Origin of the sequence: Mesorhizobium sp. M0058 (genome assembly GCF_040323095.1) — a bacterium.
In the GTDB taxonomy this organism is placed as follows: Bacteria; Pseudomonadota; Alphaproteobacteria; order Rhizobiales; family Rhizobiaceae; genus Mesorhizobium.
The window spans coordinates 296,927-313,654 of record NZ_JAMYUQ010000004.1 but is presented as its reverse complement, the minus strand read 5'-3'; the positions used below and the strand labels follow the sequence as shown (position 1 = coordinate 313,654).

General features: G+C 63.7%; 12 protein-coding genes. 2 read left to right on the top strand and 10 right to left on the bottom strand.

The annotated features are described in order from the left end of the window. Positions 1–34 precede the first annotated feature (34 nt). Together scpA and NKJ75_RS09040 are read right to left on the bottom strand one after the other, a co-directional pair. Positions 35–2,155 carry a methylmalonyl-CoA mutase gene (scpA, locus tag NKJ75_RS09045; RefSeq protein WP_023834446.1) on the bottom strand — a complete coding sequence of 707 codons (2,121 nt, stop codon included), beginning with the start codon at positions 2,153–2,155 and terminating at the stop codon, positions 35–37. After that, a complete protein-coding gene (locus NKJ75_RS09040) occupies positions 2,152–3,594 on the bottom strand; it encodes a methylmalonyl-CoA mutase subunit beta (RefSeq protein ID WP_023834445.1) in 1,443 nt (480 codons plus the stop codon). The genes scpA and NKJ75_RS09040 overlap by 4 nt, the downstream gene beginning before the upstream one ends. 349 nt (positions 3,595–3,943) lie before the next feature. Between NKJ75_RS09040 and NKJ75_RS09035 the strand changes: the two genes are divergently transcribed. Together NKJ75_RS09035 and NKJ75_RS09030 are read left to right on the top strand one after the other, a co-directional pair. Further along, the gene (locus tag NKJ75_RS09035) at positions 3,944–5,494 is read left to right on the top strand and encodes a helicase HerA-like C-terminal domain-containing protein (RefSeq protein ID WP_352499571.1); all 1,551 of its coding nucleotides are present in this window, start codon (positions 3,944–3,946) and stop codon (positions 5,492–5,494) included. A 70-nt stretch (positions 5,495–5,564) separates the two neighbouring features. Next, the gene (locus tag NKJ75_RS09030; protein ID WP_023705454.1) at positions 5,565–6,434 is read left to right on the top strand and encodes an aldose 1-epimerase; all 870 of its coding nucleotides are present in this window, start codon (positions 5,565–5,567) and stop codon (positions 6,432–6,434) included. Between the two features lie 4 nt (positions 6,435–6,438). On the opposite strand, the gene NKJ75_RS09025 is transcribed toward NKJ75_RS09030, so the two are convergent. The 8 genes from NKJ75_RS09025 to NKJ75_RS08990 form a co-directional block, all read right to left on the bottom strand. After that, positions 6,439–6,915: a DUF4189 domain-containing protein gene (locus NKJ75_RS09025; RefSeq protein WP_023687219.1), complete on the bottom strand. Its 477-nt coding sequence runs from the start codon at positions 6,913–6,915 to the stop codon at positions 6,439–6,441. Then, the gene (locus tag NKJ75_RS09020; RefSeq protein ID WP_023727661.1) at positions 6,912–7,607 is read right to left on the bottom strand and encodes a hypothetical protein; all 696 of its coding nucleotides are present in this window, start codon (positions 7,605–7,607) and stop codon (positions 6,912–6,914) included. Before NKJ75_RS09020 ends, NKJ75_RS09025 begins: the two co-directional genes overlap by 4 nt. Before the next feature lie 13 nt (positions 7,608–7,620). Further along, positions 7,621–8,196 (bottom strand): invasion associated locus B family protein, encoded by a 576-nt coding sequence (locus NKJ75_RS09015; protein ID WP_023670757.1) that lies wholly within the window; start codon positions 8,194–8,196, stop codon positions 7,621–7,623. Between the two features lie 9 nt (positions 8,197–8,205). After that, on the bottom strand, positions 8,206–12,927 hold the full coding sequence (locus tag NKJ75_RS09010) for a YadA-like family protein (RefSeq protein ID WP_023834443.1): 4,722 nt from the start codon (positions 12,925–12,927) through the stop codon (positions 8,206–8,208). A gap of 1 nt (position 12,928) precedes the next feature. Next, positions 12,929–13,348, bottom strand: a complete 420-nt coding sequence (locus tag NKJ75_RS09005) for a hypothetical protein (protein ID WP_023687221.1) — start codon at positions 13,346–13,348, stop codon at positions 12,929–12,931. A gap of 234 nt (positions 13,349–13,582) precedes the next feature. Continuing rightward, positions 13,583–14,518: a helix-turn-helix transcriptional regulator gene (locus NKJ75_RS09000; RefSeq protein ID WP_348524528.1), complete on the bottom strand. Its 936-nt coding sequence runs from the start codon at positions 14,516–14,518 to the stop codon at positions 13,583–13,585. Between the two features lie 809 nt (positions 14,519–15,327). Continuing rightward, a complete protein-coding gene (locus tag NKJ75_RS08995) occupies positions 15,328–15,528 on the bottom strand; it encodes a hypothetical protein (protein ID WP_023684556.1) in 201 nt (66 codons plus the stop codon). A 292-nt stretch (positions 15,529–15,820) separates the two neighbouring features. Beyond that, complete coding sequence (locus tag NKJ75_RS08990; RefSeq protein WP_023834441.1) at positions 15,821–16,630, bottom strand: L,D-transpeptidase; 810 nt, start codon at positions 16,628–16,630, stop codon at positions 15,821–15,823. Positions 16,631–16,728 lie beyond the last annotated feature (98 nt).

The window sequence follows — 16,728 nt, the reverse complement described above, 5'->3', positions numbered from 1 at the left end:
AACGCAACTTTGATAAGCAGTGCAACTGTTTCAATCAGCCCGCCAGCAGCCGGTCCAGCAACCGATCCGCAGCCTCCGGGATAACCGTCCCTGGCGGGAAGATTTCCGCGGCACCCGCTTCCAGCATTGCGCCGTAATCCTGCGGCGGGATGACGCCGCCGGCGACGATCAGCATGTCGCTGCGGCCGAGCTTCTTCAGCGCGTCGCGTAGTTCGGGGATCAGCGTCAGGTGCCCCGCCGCCAGCGATGAGGCGCCGATGACATGGACGTCCTGCGCCACCGCCAGCCTGGCGATCTCGTCGGGTGTCTGGAACATCGCGCCGACCGTGACGTCGAAGCCGAGATCGGCGAAGGCCGTGGCGATCACCTTCTGGCCACGGTCGTGGCCGTCCTGTCCCATCTTTGCGACCAGGATGCGCGGCTTGCCGCCGGACTTCTTCTCGAAAGCTTCGAGCTTCTCCAGCAATCGGTCGACCGTCAGATTGTCGCCAAGCGCATTGCGATAAACGCCGGAGATCGTTTGCACCGAGGCGACGTGACGGCCAAAGACCTTTTCGAGCGCCAGCGAGATCTCGCCGACCGTGGCATTGGCGCGCGCGGCGCGGATGGCAAATTCCAGCAGGTTTTCGTTACCCTGCGCAGCGCGGGTCAGCGCATCGAGCGCGCTCTCGACCGCGCCGACATTGCGCGTGCCTTTCAGGTTCTGCAGCTTCGACAATTGCCGGGCCTTGACCTCGGCATTGTCGATCTTCAGCACGTCGACGTCGATGTCGTTCTCGGGGCGATGCGCGTTTACGCCAACCAGTATCTGCTCGCCGGAATCGATACGCGCCTGCGTGCGCGCCGCCGCTTCCTCGATGCGCAGTTTTGGAATGCCCTGTTCGGTTGCCGCCGCCATGCCGCCAAGCGCCTCGACCTCTTCGATATGGGCGAGCGCACGCGCCGCCAGATCGTGCGTCAGCCGTTCGATATAGGCCGAGCCGCCCCACGGATCGATGATGCGGGTGGTGCCGGATTCCTTTTGCAGGATCAGCTGCGTGTTGCGGGCGATGCGGGCCGAGTGGTCGGTCGGCAGCGCCATCGCCTCGTCGAACGAGTTGGTGTGCAGCGACTGGGTATGTCCCTGCGTCGCCGCCATCGCCTCGATCATGGTGCGGGTGATGTTGTTGTAGGGGTCCTGCGCCGTCAGCGACCAGCCGGAGGTCTGGCAATGGGTGCGCAGCGACAGCGAGCGTTCATCCTTCGGTGCAAAATTCTTCTGCATCAGGGTCGCCCACAGCAGGCGCGCCGCGCGGAGCTTGGCGATCTCCATGAAGAAGTTCATGCCGACCGCCCAGAAGAAGGAAAGCCGCGGGGCGAAACGGTCGATATCGAGCCCGGCGGCGACGCCGGCGCGGGCATATTCGATGCCGTCGGCGATGGTGTAGGCGAGCTCCAGGTCCGCGGTCGCGCCGGCCTCCTGCATGTGATAGCCGGAGATCGAGATCGAATTGAACTTCGGCATGTGCTGGGAGGTATAGGAGAAGATGTCAGACACGATCCGCATCGAGGGCTTCGGCGGATAGATGTAGGTGTTGCGGACCATGAACTCCTTCAGAATGTCGTTCTGAATGGTGCCGGCGAGATCCTTCTGAGCAACGCCCTGTTCTTCGGCCGCGACGATATAGAGCGCCATGATCGGCAGCACCGCGCCGTTCATGGTCATCGACACCGTCATCTCGCCCAGCGGAATGCCGTCGAACAATTGCCGCATGTCGAGGATGGAATCGATGGCCACGCCCGCCATGCCGACATCGCCGGCAACGCGCGGATGGTCGCTGTCATAGCCGCGATGGGTGGGCAGATCGAAAGCGACCGAAAGGCCCTTTTGGCCGGCGGCGAGATTGCGCCGGTAGAAGGCGTTGGATTCCTCGGCCGTCGAGAAGCCGGCATATTGCCGGATCGTCCACGGCTGCTGGACATACATGGTCGGGTAGGGACCGCGCACGAAGGGCGGCATTCCCGGATAGGTGTCGAGATGCGGCAGCCCCTTGAGATCGCCCTGGCTGTAGAGATGCTTGACGGCAATACCTTCCGGCGTCAGCCGCTGGCCCTTGACCTCGACCGGCGCGCGCCGTGGCGCCGACCAGCCAATGTGGCTGAAATCCGGGATCACTGTGCGGCTCCGATTGCCTGGTCGATGCGGACCGGAAACAGCGCCTCGCACACCGCCACGCCCTCTGTGAAAGGCGGCCGCCGCTCAGCCGCCAGCGTCTCGACCGGGGCATCGTTTTTCAGCGGGTAAAGCGTGGTGCCGATGATTGCCCGTTCACCCGACCGGTAGGCCTCGGCGCGGCGCTCGGATGCTGCCTTGACGCGCTTCTGGATATGCCCTTGCTGCAGGCTTGCCAGAACGCCGCCTTCCGCTTCGATCCGCTGGAACTCTTCCCACGCCGCTTCGCACAGGCCCAGGGTCAGCGCCTCGACTGCGCCCGACCCAAATGCTGGGTCGGCGACATGGTCGATATGGCTTTCATTGGCCATGATCAACTGCGCATTGCGGGCGATGCGGCGGGCAAAGCCGGCCGGCAGCCCGAGGGCGATGGTGTGTGGCAGGATGGAGATCGAGTCCGCGCCGCCTGCTGCCGCTGCAAAGCTAGCGATGGTGGTGCGCAGGATGTTGGTTTCGGGATCCGCCGCCGTCATCATGCGGAACGACGTCTCGGCATGGATGTTGGCTGTCGATGCCGGGATGGAACAGGTTTCCTGGATGCGCGCCCACAGCCTGCGCAAGGCCCGGACCTTGGCCATCGACAGGAACTGGTCCTGGTCGACGCTCAGCGCAAAGCCGATATGGGGAGCGGCATAGACAAGCGGCTGGCGCGCATCCTCGAACATCCTGAGGTATGACACGGCGGAAGCGAGCATGGTGCCGAGTTCCTGCGCTTCCGTGGCGCCGGCATTGTGGAACACCCGCCCGTCGGCCTCCAGCAGCACACCCGGCACGCCCAGCGAGAAGAAATGCGCCAGCGATTGCGGCATCGATGCCTGCAACGCCTCGATCGACATGCGCAGCCGGCCGGTTCCGGCAAAGATTGCCGCCGGGTCGATGCCGAAGGAGAGGTTCAGCTTTGCCGGGTCGGAGCGGCGCTTGCTCAGGAACGCCACCAGCCAGTCGGCGACGGCACGGCTCCAGGGATGGGCGTCGATGCGGATCTGCGTGCGGTTGAGCGGTACGCCATCCAGCACCGTTTCCAGCGCCTGCGCCGTCCTCGGCAGGCCATAGCCGAACGCATTCGGAGCACCTTCGAAGACAAGCGACAATCCCGTCGCGCCTTGTGCCACATCGTCCAGGGCCTGCGCCTTGGCGCGGCCGATATCGGGATCGTCAATGCGCTGGCTGACGATCCAGGGCAATTTGGGGTTGGCGCGCACAAGCGGCTCGGCGCCGCCAGCGCGATCGTAGAGCGGTTCGATGCGAATCTGATCGTCGGTATGCGAGACTAGTTTTTCCTCGAAGGAGGCGCCGGCGAGCGCCTTTTCGGCCAAGGCCAGCCAACGCTGGCGCTCGACGTCAGCGGGTTCGACACTCCTGGTCAAGGCTCCGGCGCCCATCCATGCTCCTCGTTTTTATGCGGCCGCACCAGCGTCAGCCGTCCAGTCTACGGTTCCCTGCCAGATATCGCAATGCAATGCGCTTGCGCGGTTGGGATTCGCTTCCCTGACATAGGGCAGCCTGCGTGGACGAACCATGGAACGATTGCCAAACAGCGGCAAAATCCGCAAGTTCCAAAAACCGATTTGGAGGATTGGTTCAATTTAGACGATTGGCCCAATCTGGATGAATAGCCAACTGGATGGATAGCCCGATTGGAGAATAGCATTGTCGCTGCGCAATGGCCTGACTATACCCTGCGGCACGGCCACAGGCTTTTAACACATCAGTTTGCGGAGACATGGTCATATGGCTGACGACACCAGCATTTTCCTCGGCGCCAGCCGCAAGCCCGACGACAGCTATCAGCGCGCCGAACAGCTCTTGCTGCAATATGGGAACCGCCATGGCCTGATCACCGGCGCCACCGGCACCGGCAAGACAGTCAGCCTGCAGATCCTGGCCGAGGGGTTTTCCAATGCCGGCGTGCCTGTGTTCTGCGCCGATATCAAGGGCGACCTGTCCGGCATTGCCATGATGGGCAAGGCGCAGGATTTCCTGGTCAAGCGGGCCGAGCAGGTCAAGCTCGACCCTTACGACTTCCAGGAATTCCCGGTCATCTTCTGGGACCTGTTCGGCGAGCAGGGCCATCCGATCCGCGCCACCGTCTCGGAAATGGGGCCGCTGCTTCTGTCGCGGCTGATGAACCTCTCCGAAGCGCAGGAAGGCATCATGAACATCGCCTTCCGCATCGCCGATGAGGATGGCCTGCTGCTGCTCGACATGAAGGATCTGCAAGCACTGCTGGCCAACATCGCAGCGCGCGCCGACGAGATCAGCTCGCGCTACGGCAATGTCACCAAGCCGTCGGTCGGCGCAATCCAGCGCACGCTTCTCGTGCTGGAACAGCAGGGCGCGGCGCATTTCTTCGGCGAACCGGCTTTGCGCATCGCCGACATCATGCGCACCACCCGCGACGGCCGCGGCGCCATCAGCGTGCTCGCTGCCGACAGGCTGATGATGAACCCCAGGCTCTACGCCACCTTCCTGCTCTGGCTGATGTCGGAACTGTTCGAGGAATTGCCCGAGGTCGGCGATCCCGACAGGCCGAAGCTGGTGTTCTTCTTCGACGAGGCGCATCTGCTTTTCGACGAGGCGCCGAAGGTGCTGATCGACCGCGTCGAGCAGGTGGTTCGCTTGATCCGCTCCAAGGGCGTCGGCGTCTATTTCGTTACGCAGAACCCCTTGGATATCCCTGAAAAGGTTCTCGCCCAGCTCGGCAACCGTGTGCAGCACGCGCTGCGCGCCTATACGCCGCGTGAGCAGCAGGCGGTCAAGACCGCCGCCGACACCTTCCGGCCCAATCCCGATTTCGACTGCGCCACCGCCATCACCCAGCTCGGCACCGGCGAGGCGCTGGTCTCGACGCTGGAGGTCAAGGGCGTGCCGTCCATGGTGCAGCGGACATTGATCCGGCCGCCGTCGTCCAGGCTTGGCCCGATCACGGCGGACGAGCGCCGCAAGCTGATCGACCAGAGCCCGGTCGCCGGCCAGTACGACCAGACCATCGATCGCGAATCGGCCTTCGAGATGCTGCAGAAGAAAGCCGTGGGCGCGCAGGAGGCGGAAGAACAGGCACAGCCGGCCGACAGCGGCCGCTCGCGCTGGACCATCCCCGGCTTCGGCAATGACGATTCGCCGCCACCGCAATCCGGTGGCCGGCGCGTGCCGGCGCCGCGCCCGTCCAACCGCCAGACGGTGGCCGAAGCCGCGATCAAAGCTGTCGTGCGTTCGGTCGGCTCGTCGGTCGGCCGCGCGATCGTGCGCGGGATTCTGGGCAGCCTGTCCAGGGGGCGGTGAAAAGTGTCAGCCAGCCCGCCTCGGACATGATCAGCGGCCAAAATATCGCTATTGACGGCGGTTGGTAGGGATGGCCGGCCTCCTGGAACTGCGCGACGACCGCGCCCGTCTGGTCCTGGCGCCGCAAAAGGGCGCAGCGATCGCCCGCTTCGACGCACTGGTCTGCGGCGCAACGGTGCCGCTGCTCCGCCCCGACGATGGCACCGGCGCCTCCGGCTGCCAGCTTCTGGTTCCCTGGTCGAACCGCATCTCAGGCGGCGGTTTCGCCTTCGACGGCCGCTTCCATGCGATCGAGCCGAACGTGCCGGGGGAGGCCTTTCCAATCCATGGCGACGGCTTCCAGAGGGAGTGGCGGATTGCCAGCCACAGCGCCACCGAGGCAGAACTGGTCCTCGACGCCGGTGAAATCGGCCCCTACCGATATACGGCGCGGGTCGCCTATGCGCTGCATGACGGGGCCTTGGATGCCACGCTCACGGTGGAGAATCGCACCGGCATTCGCCTGCCTTACGGGCTCGGCTTTCATCCGTGGTTCCCGCGCAGCGCCGGAACGACGCTCGAGGCGAAGGCGGCGCGGGTCTGGCTGGAGGACAAGCATCATCTGCCGGTCGGCGTGGCGCCGGTGGCCGATTACCCCGCGTGGAATTTCTCGAACGCCTCCCTGTTGCCGCGAAGCTGGGTCAACAACGCCTTCGACGGCTGGGACCGCCGCGCCAGGATCACCCGGCCCGAGGACAGGATCGCCATCTCGCTCACCGCCTCGCCATTGCTCGACGTCTTCATCCTCTATTCGCCGTCGCAGGATGCCGATTTCTTCTGCTTCGAGCCGGTGTCGCATACCGTCGATGCGCATCACGGCAAAGGGCTGACCCCGCTTGAGCACGGCGCTACGCTGAGTGCAAACATGCGCCTCGATTGGCGTTCCGCTGCTTCGCTCTGATGCGTCATGTGCACACCCACTCGCGGATCTTGCATTTTTGTCCGTTCCGCTCGCACGCCTGCAGTGTCAGGTCTTCGGCATCCCGGCGTGTTTGCGCCGTCTCGGCGCCCCAACTGGTCAGCCGCCCTTCCGGCTTCTCGCCTACGGCGAGGGCGCCGCAATGCTTGTAGGGAAAGCCGGTATTGTCGTCATCGTCCCAATGGCGATGATTGCGGAATACGCTGACCACGGCGCAGCTGCCGCCGCCGGCGTTCTGGCAATGCTTCAGCGCGATGTCCATCGCCTCCTGCCGCTTGTCGGCGCCCCAAAAGAAGCCGTGCTTCTCGTCGGGGCTCGAATAGGCGATCGCCGCCCAGATGCCTCTCTCCTCCTGGGCCGGCGGCTCGGGCACGTCCGCCGCCGGGGCTAGGTCCGCCGCGCCCAGCCGCCCGGCGCAAAGCAACAGCATGCCGATCGCCGCAATGGCGGAATTCACCCTCATTGTACGCCTCCTTGTTTACCTGCTGCCGAGGCCACGGAAATGACGACGCAGCTGTTGCCGGTTGGCAGCAGCATCGCGTTGCCCCCTCCATTGGCCAGTTCATAGACGCTGATTTGTCCAAGATTGTTGGCGAGCTTGCTGTCTTTCGGAAGCAGGGCCGGAACATCGGCGCAATTGGCCGCGAATGGCGCCACCCTGACCATCGTACCTTCGCAAACGGATGCGGTGGGTGCCGCGAACACCAGGCCTGCCGCCGGGCCGCTGTAGCCCTGTGTAGCGTAGTTCATGCCGACCAAGGCTTCCACGAGGTGTTTGTCGGGGGCCTCGTTGTTCCAGATCGACTGGACGCTGTACGTCGTGCCGGTCGTCAGCATCTGCCCAAGGGCTGGGAAAATGTTGGAACAAGACTGCAAGCCTGCCTCTTTGGCGTGTTGCAGAAATGGCGTCTCGGCCAGGGCCGGATTGGGCTGGTTGGTCTCCGCGACCGCCGGCTGCGGCAATAAATTGTGGAGCAGGTCGTAGCGCATGGCCGCGAAGCCGGCCGTGGCGACGACGGCAATGGCGAGCAACGAGAAGACAGCGGTCCTCGCGCGGTTTCGTTGCGGTCTGCTCCGGTCTTCGATGCCGACCCGGACAGCATCCTTTCCCTGGTTGCGGGACATTATCCGGTCATGGATCGATTGCTGGTTCATCGCGATTGCCTCGTCAATTGATCGCCGCAACGGCCGCGGCCAAGCCCTTGAGGGTCGCGGTTACGTTGATCGTCCTGCCATCCGTGGTCGGGAAGGAGATGACGGATGCCGCGGCCTTCGAAATCTGTTCGCGCATGATCGGACCAACCGGCAGCATGCCGACGCAGACGGCCTGATTGCATCCGTCGAGTTGAATTTTTATCGGCTCCTTGCGCCCCTCGAATGTCAGCGAGACAGGAGCGTCGCTCTTGGCGATCGGCGGGGCGCGCAAGATCATGTAGGGGTTGCCTTCCTTGGTGGCGGCAAGCGACCAGCTGAACGCAACCTGTCCTGCCTGGTCCTCGATGATCTGGGTGACATTGCAGACCTTTTGGCGCGCCTTCAGGTTCTCGTCGCAGATCAGCGTCCAGTTCTCGAACGGACGGGTGGTCCGTTGATATTCGCCAAGCTTCGCATCCGCAGGGATCGCTACGTCGGAAGGTTTTACCCTGTAGCCGGAAGGGATTGCTTCCTGCCCGGCCGCTAACGGGCCGGACAGGAGCATTGACGTCATGGATATCGCGACAGCAAGGACTGCCTGCCTGATCATGGCCGGGCTCTAGTTCAGCGTAAGGCTGACGCCCGCGCCGACACCCCAGTGTCCGCCTGCCGTCGTACCGGACAGGTTCGCTCGAACACGTCCTTCCTCGCTGGTGTAGCCGGCGCCGAAGGCCAGGGCGCCTTCACCGCGCCAATAGCCTCCGCCGGCGGCCACGCTCAGCTTGCCGGGACGATCGTCGTAGCGCAGCGAGCCGGCCGCCAAGCCGATTGCCGCAGCCTGGCGCGCCTCGCCCCTGACCTCTCCCATGTCCATGTTGAGCTGGCTGAGTTTGGAGTCCGCATACGCATTGGCTTGCTGCAGCGTGGTGGCCGCCACCTGGTTGGTGTAGTTCTTCGAATTGTCCAGGTTGAGTGCTAACCCGCTGTTGAACTGCTGAACATTGACCGCATCGGTGTTGGCAACGCCCGGCCCGACATTGTGGATGACCACCGGCGTGTTGGGATCGCCGCCGGCAAGGGTAATCGAGTTGGACTTGTTGCCGTTCCCGTCCTTGTCGTACTGGACGGCGAACTGGTTGAGGTCGCCGACGCTACCCTGCATGGCTTCGACCGCCTGGTTGGTGGCGAAGAGCTGGCTGCCGTTGATGGCGTCGGTGGAGGTGCCGCTGATCCGGCCCGCCGCGACATTGGTGACGGTGCGCTCGTTGCCGACGGTGCCGACGCTGACCGTGCTCGTCGGAGCTGTTCCGGCGAAGGTATAGGCAACGCCGTTGATCGTGGTGCCGGTGGTGGCGACCGCCGCCGCCGTCGTCGAGCCCGCGCCGAGCGCGACGCTGCCCGGCTCGTTGGCCTTTGCGCCGGCGCCGAGCGCCACCGCCTGCGCTCCGTTGGTGGTCGCGTTGGTACCGAGGGCGATGCTGTCGGCCTGGTTGACCGTCGAATTCTGGCCGATCGCGATGCCTCCCGGCGCCGTCTGCTGCACGATGGCGCCATTGCCGATGCCGATGCCGTTGTCGCCATTGACGGTGGTGCGCGGACCGACCGCAACCGAATCGACGCCGACCGCAAGCGAATCCGCGGCCGTCGAATTGGCGTGGAAGTACAGGCTCCCCGTCACCGCGAACGAGCTCAGCGCGCCCTTCAACTGGCGAAGCGTGACCGCGTCCTGGTCCTGCGTGCCGTCGGCCACGTTGATGATCTGGCGGTAGGAGGTGGAGGTGCCGACCGAGACGGCGCCGAGCAGGCTCATGTCCGCGGTGTTGTAGGGAATGAGGCCGGTGCCGGAGAGGATCGATCCCGATACGGGTGCGACCGCCCGATCCGAAACCGAGCCGGCGCCGAGCGCCACGCCGCCGATGACGCTGGCCTGGGTGTCGCGGCCGAGCGCCAGCGTATTGTCGGCGCTCGCGGTCGCCTGGTAGCCCAGGGCGGAAGAGCCGATCCCTTGCGCGAAGGAGTCCGCGACGGCAAGCGTCCTGTCGTTGGTGCGCACATAGCGTATGCCGTCGCCATTGGCGTCGGTGTAGGCCAGCGAGGTGTCGCCGGTAATATTGCTGATCGAATTGCCGAGATTGGTGATGTCAGCAGTATTGGCAGCGATATCGGTGGTGTTCTGCGTCACCTGCTGGTTGGTCGCAAACAGCTGCGAGCCGTTGACCGCATCGGTCGAGGAGTTGCTCAACTGCCCGGCCGCGACGTTCTGGATCTGGCGTTCGGCGCCCACCGAGCCGACCGAGAATGCACCCGCGGGCGTCGCGCCGGCGAAGGTGTAGGCAACGCCGCCGATCGTGGTGCCGCCGACCGCCGTGGTCGCGGTCGACACCGCATTCGCGCCGATCGCCACGTCGCCGGCATTGTTGGCCACAGCATTCGGGCCGATGGCAACGGAATCCGTCCCCAGCGCCTGCGAATCCGCCAGCGTCGAATTGGCGTGGAAATACTTGATGCCGCCGCCCGTGCTGATGCTGTTGATCGTGTTGCCGAGATTGGTGATGTCGGCGGTGTTGGCGGCGATGTCGGTCGTATTCTGCGTCACCTGCTGGTTGGTGGCGAAGAGCTGCGAGCCGTTGATCGCGTCGGTCGACGAATTGCTGAGCCGGCCCGCCGCGACATTGGTGATGGTGCGTTCCGCGCCGACCGCGCCGACGCTGACGGTGCTTGCCGGCGTCGTGCCGGCGAAGTTGTAGGCGACGCCGCCGATCGTCGTGCCGGCGGTGCCGACCGCCGCGGCGGTTACCGAGCCCGAGCCGAGCGCCACGTCGCCGGCGTTGCTGGCATTGGCGAGGGCGCCCAGCGCGATTGCATTCTGGGCGCCGGCATTCGCTCCTACGCCGAGAGCGGTCGCTTGAAAGGCGGTTGCAAACGCGTTCTGGCCGATCGCGGTGCTGGACGTGGCTGTGGCATTGGCGTTGGCACCGACGGCGGTGCTGTATTGGCCCGAGGCCTTGGAGATGTATCCCATCGCCGTTGCGTCAAGCGCCGATGCGACGGCGCCGCTGCCGAAGGCCGAGGCGTTGGCGTCGGAGGCGCTCGAATTGGTGCCGGCCGCGATGGCGTTTGTCCCCGTCGCGGTCGCGACTGGTCCGATAGCAACGGAGTCCGTGCCCGTTGCGGACGAGTCCGCCGCCGTCGAATTGGCGTGGAAATACTTGATGCCGCCACCGGTGCTGATGCTGTTGATCGTGTTGCCGAGATTGGTGATGTCGGCGGTGTTGGCGGCGATCGCCGCCGTGTTCTGCGTCACCTGCTGGTTGGTCGCAAACAGCTGCGAGCCGTTGATCGCGTCGGTCGACGAGTTGCTGAGCCGGCCCGCCGCGACATTGGTGATGGTCCGCTCCGCGCCGAGCGCGCCGACGCTGACAGTGCTCGTCGGCGTCGTGCCGGCGAAGCTGTAGGCCGTGCCGCCGATCGTCGCGCCGCTGGTGCCGACCGCCGTCGCGGTCACCGAGCCCGAACCGAGCGCTACGTCGCCGGAGCTTGCCGTCGCCGTCGCGCCGTTGCCCAGCGCGACATTGCCGGCAAGGCCGGCTGCACCCGCCGTCGAGCCATTGCCCAGCGCCACGGAGCCTTGCCCGACGGCCTTGTTGTTGTTGCCGATGGCAACCGCGCCTGCGGCCTGGTTTGCGGCTGTGGCGGTTGCCGTGCCGTCGCTGTTGGCGATGTTGTTGGCGCCGCCGGTGAAGGCGCCGGTGCCGCTGGCATAGCTCGGATCGCCGATGGAGACCGCGCCGTTGCCGTAAGCCGTGTTGCCCGAACCGATGGAGACGGCCTTGCCGCCGGTTGCCACCGCATTGGTGCCCATGGCGACCGCTTCGGCCGAATCCGCCTTGGCGTTGTTGCCCACGGCGATGGCGCTCGTGGCGCTGGCGGTGGAGAGGGCGCCCAGCGCAACCGCATTCTGGGCGCCGGCATTCGCTCCTACGCCGAAAGCGGATGCTTGAACGCCGGTTGCAAACGCGTTCTGGCCGATCGCCGTGCTGGACGTGGCGGTGGCGTTTGCGTTGGCGCCGACGGCGGTGCTGTATTGGCCCGAGGCCTTGGATATGTACCCCATCGCCGTTGCGTCAAGCGCCGATGCGATGGCCTCACGTCCTACGGCAGCGGAATCGGCGCCGCTGGCGACAGTTCCCCAGCCTACGGCGGTCGCATAGTTGTTGCTGGCCGTGGAACTGGTGCCTAGAGCAGTGGCATTCCCTCCCGAAGCGACGGACAACGTGCCCAAGGCGTTGGAGCCGGCTCCAGTGGCATTAGCCTGAACGCCGAGTGCAACGGAATTGACACCGCTCGAGATCGTGCCTTGGCCCAACGCCATCGCGCCACCCGCTCCTGTAGCCTTCGCATTCAGGCCAATGGCAACCGCGTATTGCGCCGACGAAACGGACGAACGTCCCATCGCAATGGCATCGACCTGGGATGCTGTCACATCTGTGCCTATGCCGACCGCGCCTTGGGCCAGCGCTCCCGTTCCGGCCGCGGTACGCGAGCCGAGATAGACGGAGTTTATCGCCGTAGCAGTCGACTGGAATCCGATGGCGACGGCATTCTGGTTGCTTGCGACAGCGCTGTTACCTTGGGCAATCGAATCCACGCCGGATGCCGTTGCCCCGAACCCGAGCGCGGTGGCGCGCAATCCGGTCGCCCGGGTAACAGGGCCGATCGCGGTCGAGTTGACTCCGTCGGCACGCGCATTATTGCCAAAAGCGGCCGCGCTTGTGGTTGCAACCGAATTGACGCCAATAGCGCTTGCTGCGTCCCCGTTGGCCTTGGCGTTCCCGCCCACGGCGAGGGCATTGACGCCGGTTGCGCCTGCGAAGACACCTATGCCTATGGAATTGAGGCCATTGACACCCATCGCATAGCCGATGGCGATCGTGCCGTCGCCCGTTGCACTGTTGGAACTGCCCAACGCCACGCTGTTATTGCCATTCGTCGCGGCGCCGTTACCGATGGCGACGGCGTTGCCGCCGGTCGCCGAACCGCCGCCAGCCTGATATTGTGCCTGGGCCGGTGTGGCGAGGCCGAGCGCGGCGAGCGCGGCCAGGCCGCCGAGCATGCTGGCCGGGCTCACACCACAGGCCAGAGCCGAACGCACGCTGGTGCCGCTTCCCAATGTTCCCAGACCCATATTCTTGCGACCGAATCCAAGAACCCGGTGAGCCATGCGCAGCACCGCCATCAGGCGGCGCCGCACCGAGCGGCTGTCGGCCGCACCCGCGATCCAGTTTCCGACAAAGCTTGAAGAAAGTTCGATCCTTCTCCGCCCCTCGACGCGTTTGGTCATGCTAGTTTTTCCTCGCAATTGCCGAGGCGCTCTGATGTGCCGCACCATTCGCCTCGGTGGCCAAAAAATCTTCGAAATTGCGCGTCTTCTCCCGCAACGAGAGACCGACCTTCGCGCCTTGTTTTTCAATCAGCTGATAGGCGCTCGCGACCCATGGCTGCGTCGGTTCTGGAACCGTATGCAGTGCAGCCTCCGTCCGTTCCGGCGGCAGGCTTACCGCCACCAGCGCGCGGCAGAGATCGAAATGAAATCCCGGATCGCCTTCACCACAAGCCGGAGAGGTCAGTCCAAGCACGAAACAGGCCAGGAGATGGTCGAGTTCCGCAGCGCTGATCCGGCTGGCGTATTGGCGTTGCAGTGCAGCCCAGGCCGCTTCGGCCTTAGGCGCGAAGACCTCGATTTCCGCGAATTGAATGTCCATGGGACAATCCGACATGCTGTATCATCTGGTTGCTCCCCCCGCCCCAAATGACTTCCATCGCGACCATGAGCACATTCGCGGTGCAGGTATTTTGGAATAATCCGGAATCTTTGTAGGAAAATCCGGTATTTGGTCCCTGCGCGACAACTGTGACTGCTCTGCCACACAACCTTCGACTATACTGAAGATCAATCGAGGTATCGCCGCGGACAATCATGCGCGCCGCAACAGTCGTTAACGTTGCAGCTTCACCTGCTTGGGGGTTCTGTTCCGGTATCTGGACATGGTGACTGTCAAGTGGCTCTGGTCCGAGAATCCACTGAGATGAGCGACTTCCGCAATCGACAGGTCGCTCTCGATGAGAAGTTTTTCGGCGAAATCGAGACGCAGCCGCAGCAGGTATTTGTGCGGCGGCTCGCCAAAGGTCTTGGTGAATGCCAGGATGAAATGGCTCGGCGAAAGGCCACAGAGTGCGGCCAACTCGGCCACCGCGATCTTGCTGGAAAAACTTACCTCCAGGAATTCGCGCACCCGCCGGGCGCTGCGGTTCGACAGACCGCCCTTTGGGGCTTGTGGCAACTTTCGCGCTCCTGCGTAGTTCCGAAGCAAATGGACGCCGAACATGGTGACCAACGAATCGACATAGAACTCGTTTGGAGTTTCCCGATCCGTCAGTTCCGCCTTCAGCAACTGCGCGAGTTGCAGCGCTTGGAAGTCGACGGTCCCGAACGGCGGCGGCTGAAGCTCGGCATGGCCGGTGTCGAATTCACGCGTTGCCAGCTCGAAGAGACTCTCGGGGGTGAGCGCCACGATTGCGCTTTCCGTGGTGGATGACCGGGTCACCTTGCCGCCGAGGTCGGCTGGGACGATCATGATCATGCCGACGTCGCCGTCGTATTCGTGGACTTTGTCGCTGCCCAGCGATGCCGCAATCCCTGGTGAGGGTGTAAGCAGAACCGAAGCGAAATGTTCCGCCGCTTTGAATGTGTGTGATCCCGGCCCATGAACGACATGAGCCGCGCCGCCTCGAAACGTGACCAGGTAGCGCCCCGCGCTTTCCGGAATTCCGTCGAAGATGCGACGATCCGCGCGCCGCCGCTCTGTCCCGGCGCTTTCCTGGACGTTGCCTCTATGTTGCATCTTCGTCTCTGCCACTGCTGCGCCGATCAATCCAATCCTGTGCTGTATCGAGGCGCCCAGAATTCACGTTTGCTCCTGGGCGTTCCTTCGAATCTTACAGATGCTGCTTTATATTGCAAAGAAGAATTTGAGCTCAAGCGAAATTTTACCAGGATTTTGACTATAAATTTACAGGTTTGAATTTTTAGCCAAGGCTACCTGACTATTTTCCGATCTTATCTTACCATTTTTAGCCTAGTTATTGTGCATAGTGCGCCGTCACAATCCAGCGTTGTATTCTGAATATAGATCGCGCGGCCATTGACAGAGCTGGTCGACTATCTGTCATCGCCACGGACGATCCAGCAGCAGTTATCGCCCGAACCATGGCTTCTTTCCCTTGTGCTTCTTCATGGCGGTGGCCAAATGGCCTTGATCCGAAAATCCCGCGAGGTAGGCGACTTCGGCGATGGCGACCCTCCGGGAGCGATCCAGGGCTGCGGACAGAGCATATCCCGCTCCCCCGCATGGTTGCTCTTCTGGGATTGGCATTTTCGGGGATTGTGTCGAGGGCGTGCCGATCGACCCGATCGGCGCCTGCGCTGCGTTCCTGAACCTCGCCCGCATTTTTCATTCAGCCTTGCCTCAGCCGCTTTGCCAGCCCATCGAAATTCCGTGCCGTGCAAACAGCCAACCCGGAAATCCGGACGGTAATTTGTATCCCCCATAGTCCTGCCCAAAGGCAGCGTAGCGCATCCCGCGGATAGAAAAAACATTGTAGGTGAAGAAAAAAGTTCGCGCGAGAAAAACATGGCCTGGCTTGGCCGGCGCTACGGAATTATCCGGCTCACGCAGGCCTGCTAAAGATCGCCTCGGCGTTTCTCGTACAGATCCCAGGACAGCTCGACCATGGCCAGAAGAACGTCTTCCTGGCTCCACCCGGCGGCAACCGCCGCCTCGACAATTCCGCGGACGAGCGGCAGCAATTGCCGCTCGCATTCGGCCGACAGGTTGGCCTCGGCGCCGTCGGCAGGCGGACTATCGAAATCAAATCCCACCATCGGCGTTCCCCCGCCATCAATGATCTAATGAAATGTATGTCTCTGCAATCATACTCCCGTCTAATATACATCAATCGGTAACGAAACACAGCAGCGTCGAGATTGACAGGGCATGGCCGCCCCGATTGCAGCGGCTCCATGGTTCGTCTGGACGTCTTTTTTGGCCTCCTGTTGCCGGCATTGCATATCTTGGATGCGAACCCCAGGCATTCGCGTAAAGCTATCGGAATCCTGGCGGGGGTTTGCCGCATGGAGCGGCGAACCTGCCGCTTCATGACATCGATGAAGTCGATCAGGTCACCGGGCCGAGCAGGACCGAGCCATCCGGCACCCCGCCATCGATCGGGATGGCTCTGCGGTTTGCGCCCGCCGCCATCGGCTGGCCGATGTCGGACGTCACGATGACCGGGCTCTTCGACGGCACGCGGTCGTAGAGGTCGATGATGTCCTGATTTATCAGGCGCACGCAGCCTGACGAGACGGATTTGCCGATCGAGTTCCATTCCGGCGAGCCATGCAGGCGGTAGAGCGTGTCGACGTTGTCGTGGAACAGGTAGAGCGCGCGGGCGCCGAGCGGGTTCTTGAGGCCGCCGGGCATGCCGCCGTTCTTGGCGCTGTATTCTTCCAGTTCAGGCTGGCGGGCAACCATCTCATCGGGCGGCGTCCATTTCGGCCATTTCTGCTTCCACTGGACGACGGCGTCTCCCGACCATTCGAAGCCGGCGCGGCCGAGGCCGACGCCGTAACGGATCGCCTGGCCGCCTTCGCGCACCAGATACAGGAAATGGTTGGTCGTATCGACGATGATGGTGCCTGGCCGCTGGCCGGTCGGATCGGGAACGATCTGGCGCAGGAACTGCGGGTCCATCTTCTTGATCGGGATGGCCGGGAGCTCGAACCCGCTGTCGGAAATCGGGCCGTACATCGTCGCATAGTCGCCGAGCGGCGGCTCGTCATAGGTCGGCGGTGGCGGTTCGACCGGCGCCGGCGTCGGTCCGGTGGTGGTGCAGGCGGAGACCGCAATCGAAGCGGCGCCAAGGGCTGCAGCATTCAGAAAGCCGCGACGGCTCAGGCGATAGGGGTCGATTCCGGTCTTCAACATGGTTGCCTTTTTTAAGTCTCGAATCGCAAGAAAGCGTGAATGCCTTCAAGCGGCGCAGTGGTCGGCCTCCCCCAATGCCTGACGCGATAGGCGGTTCC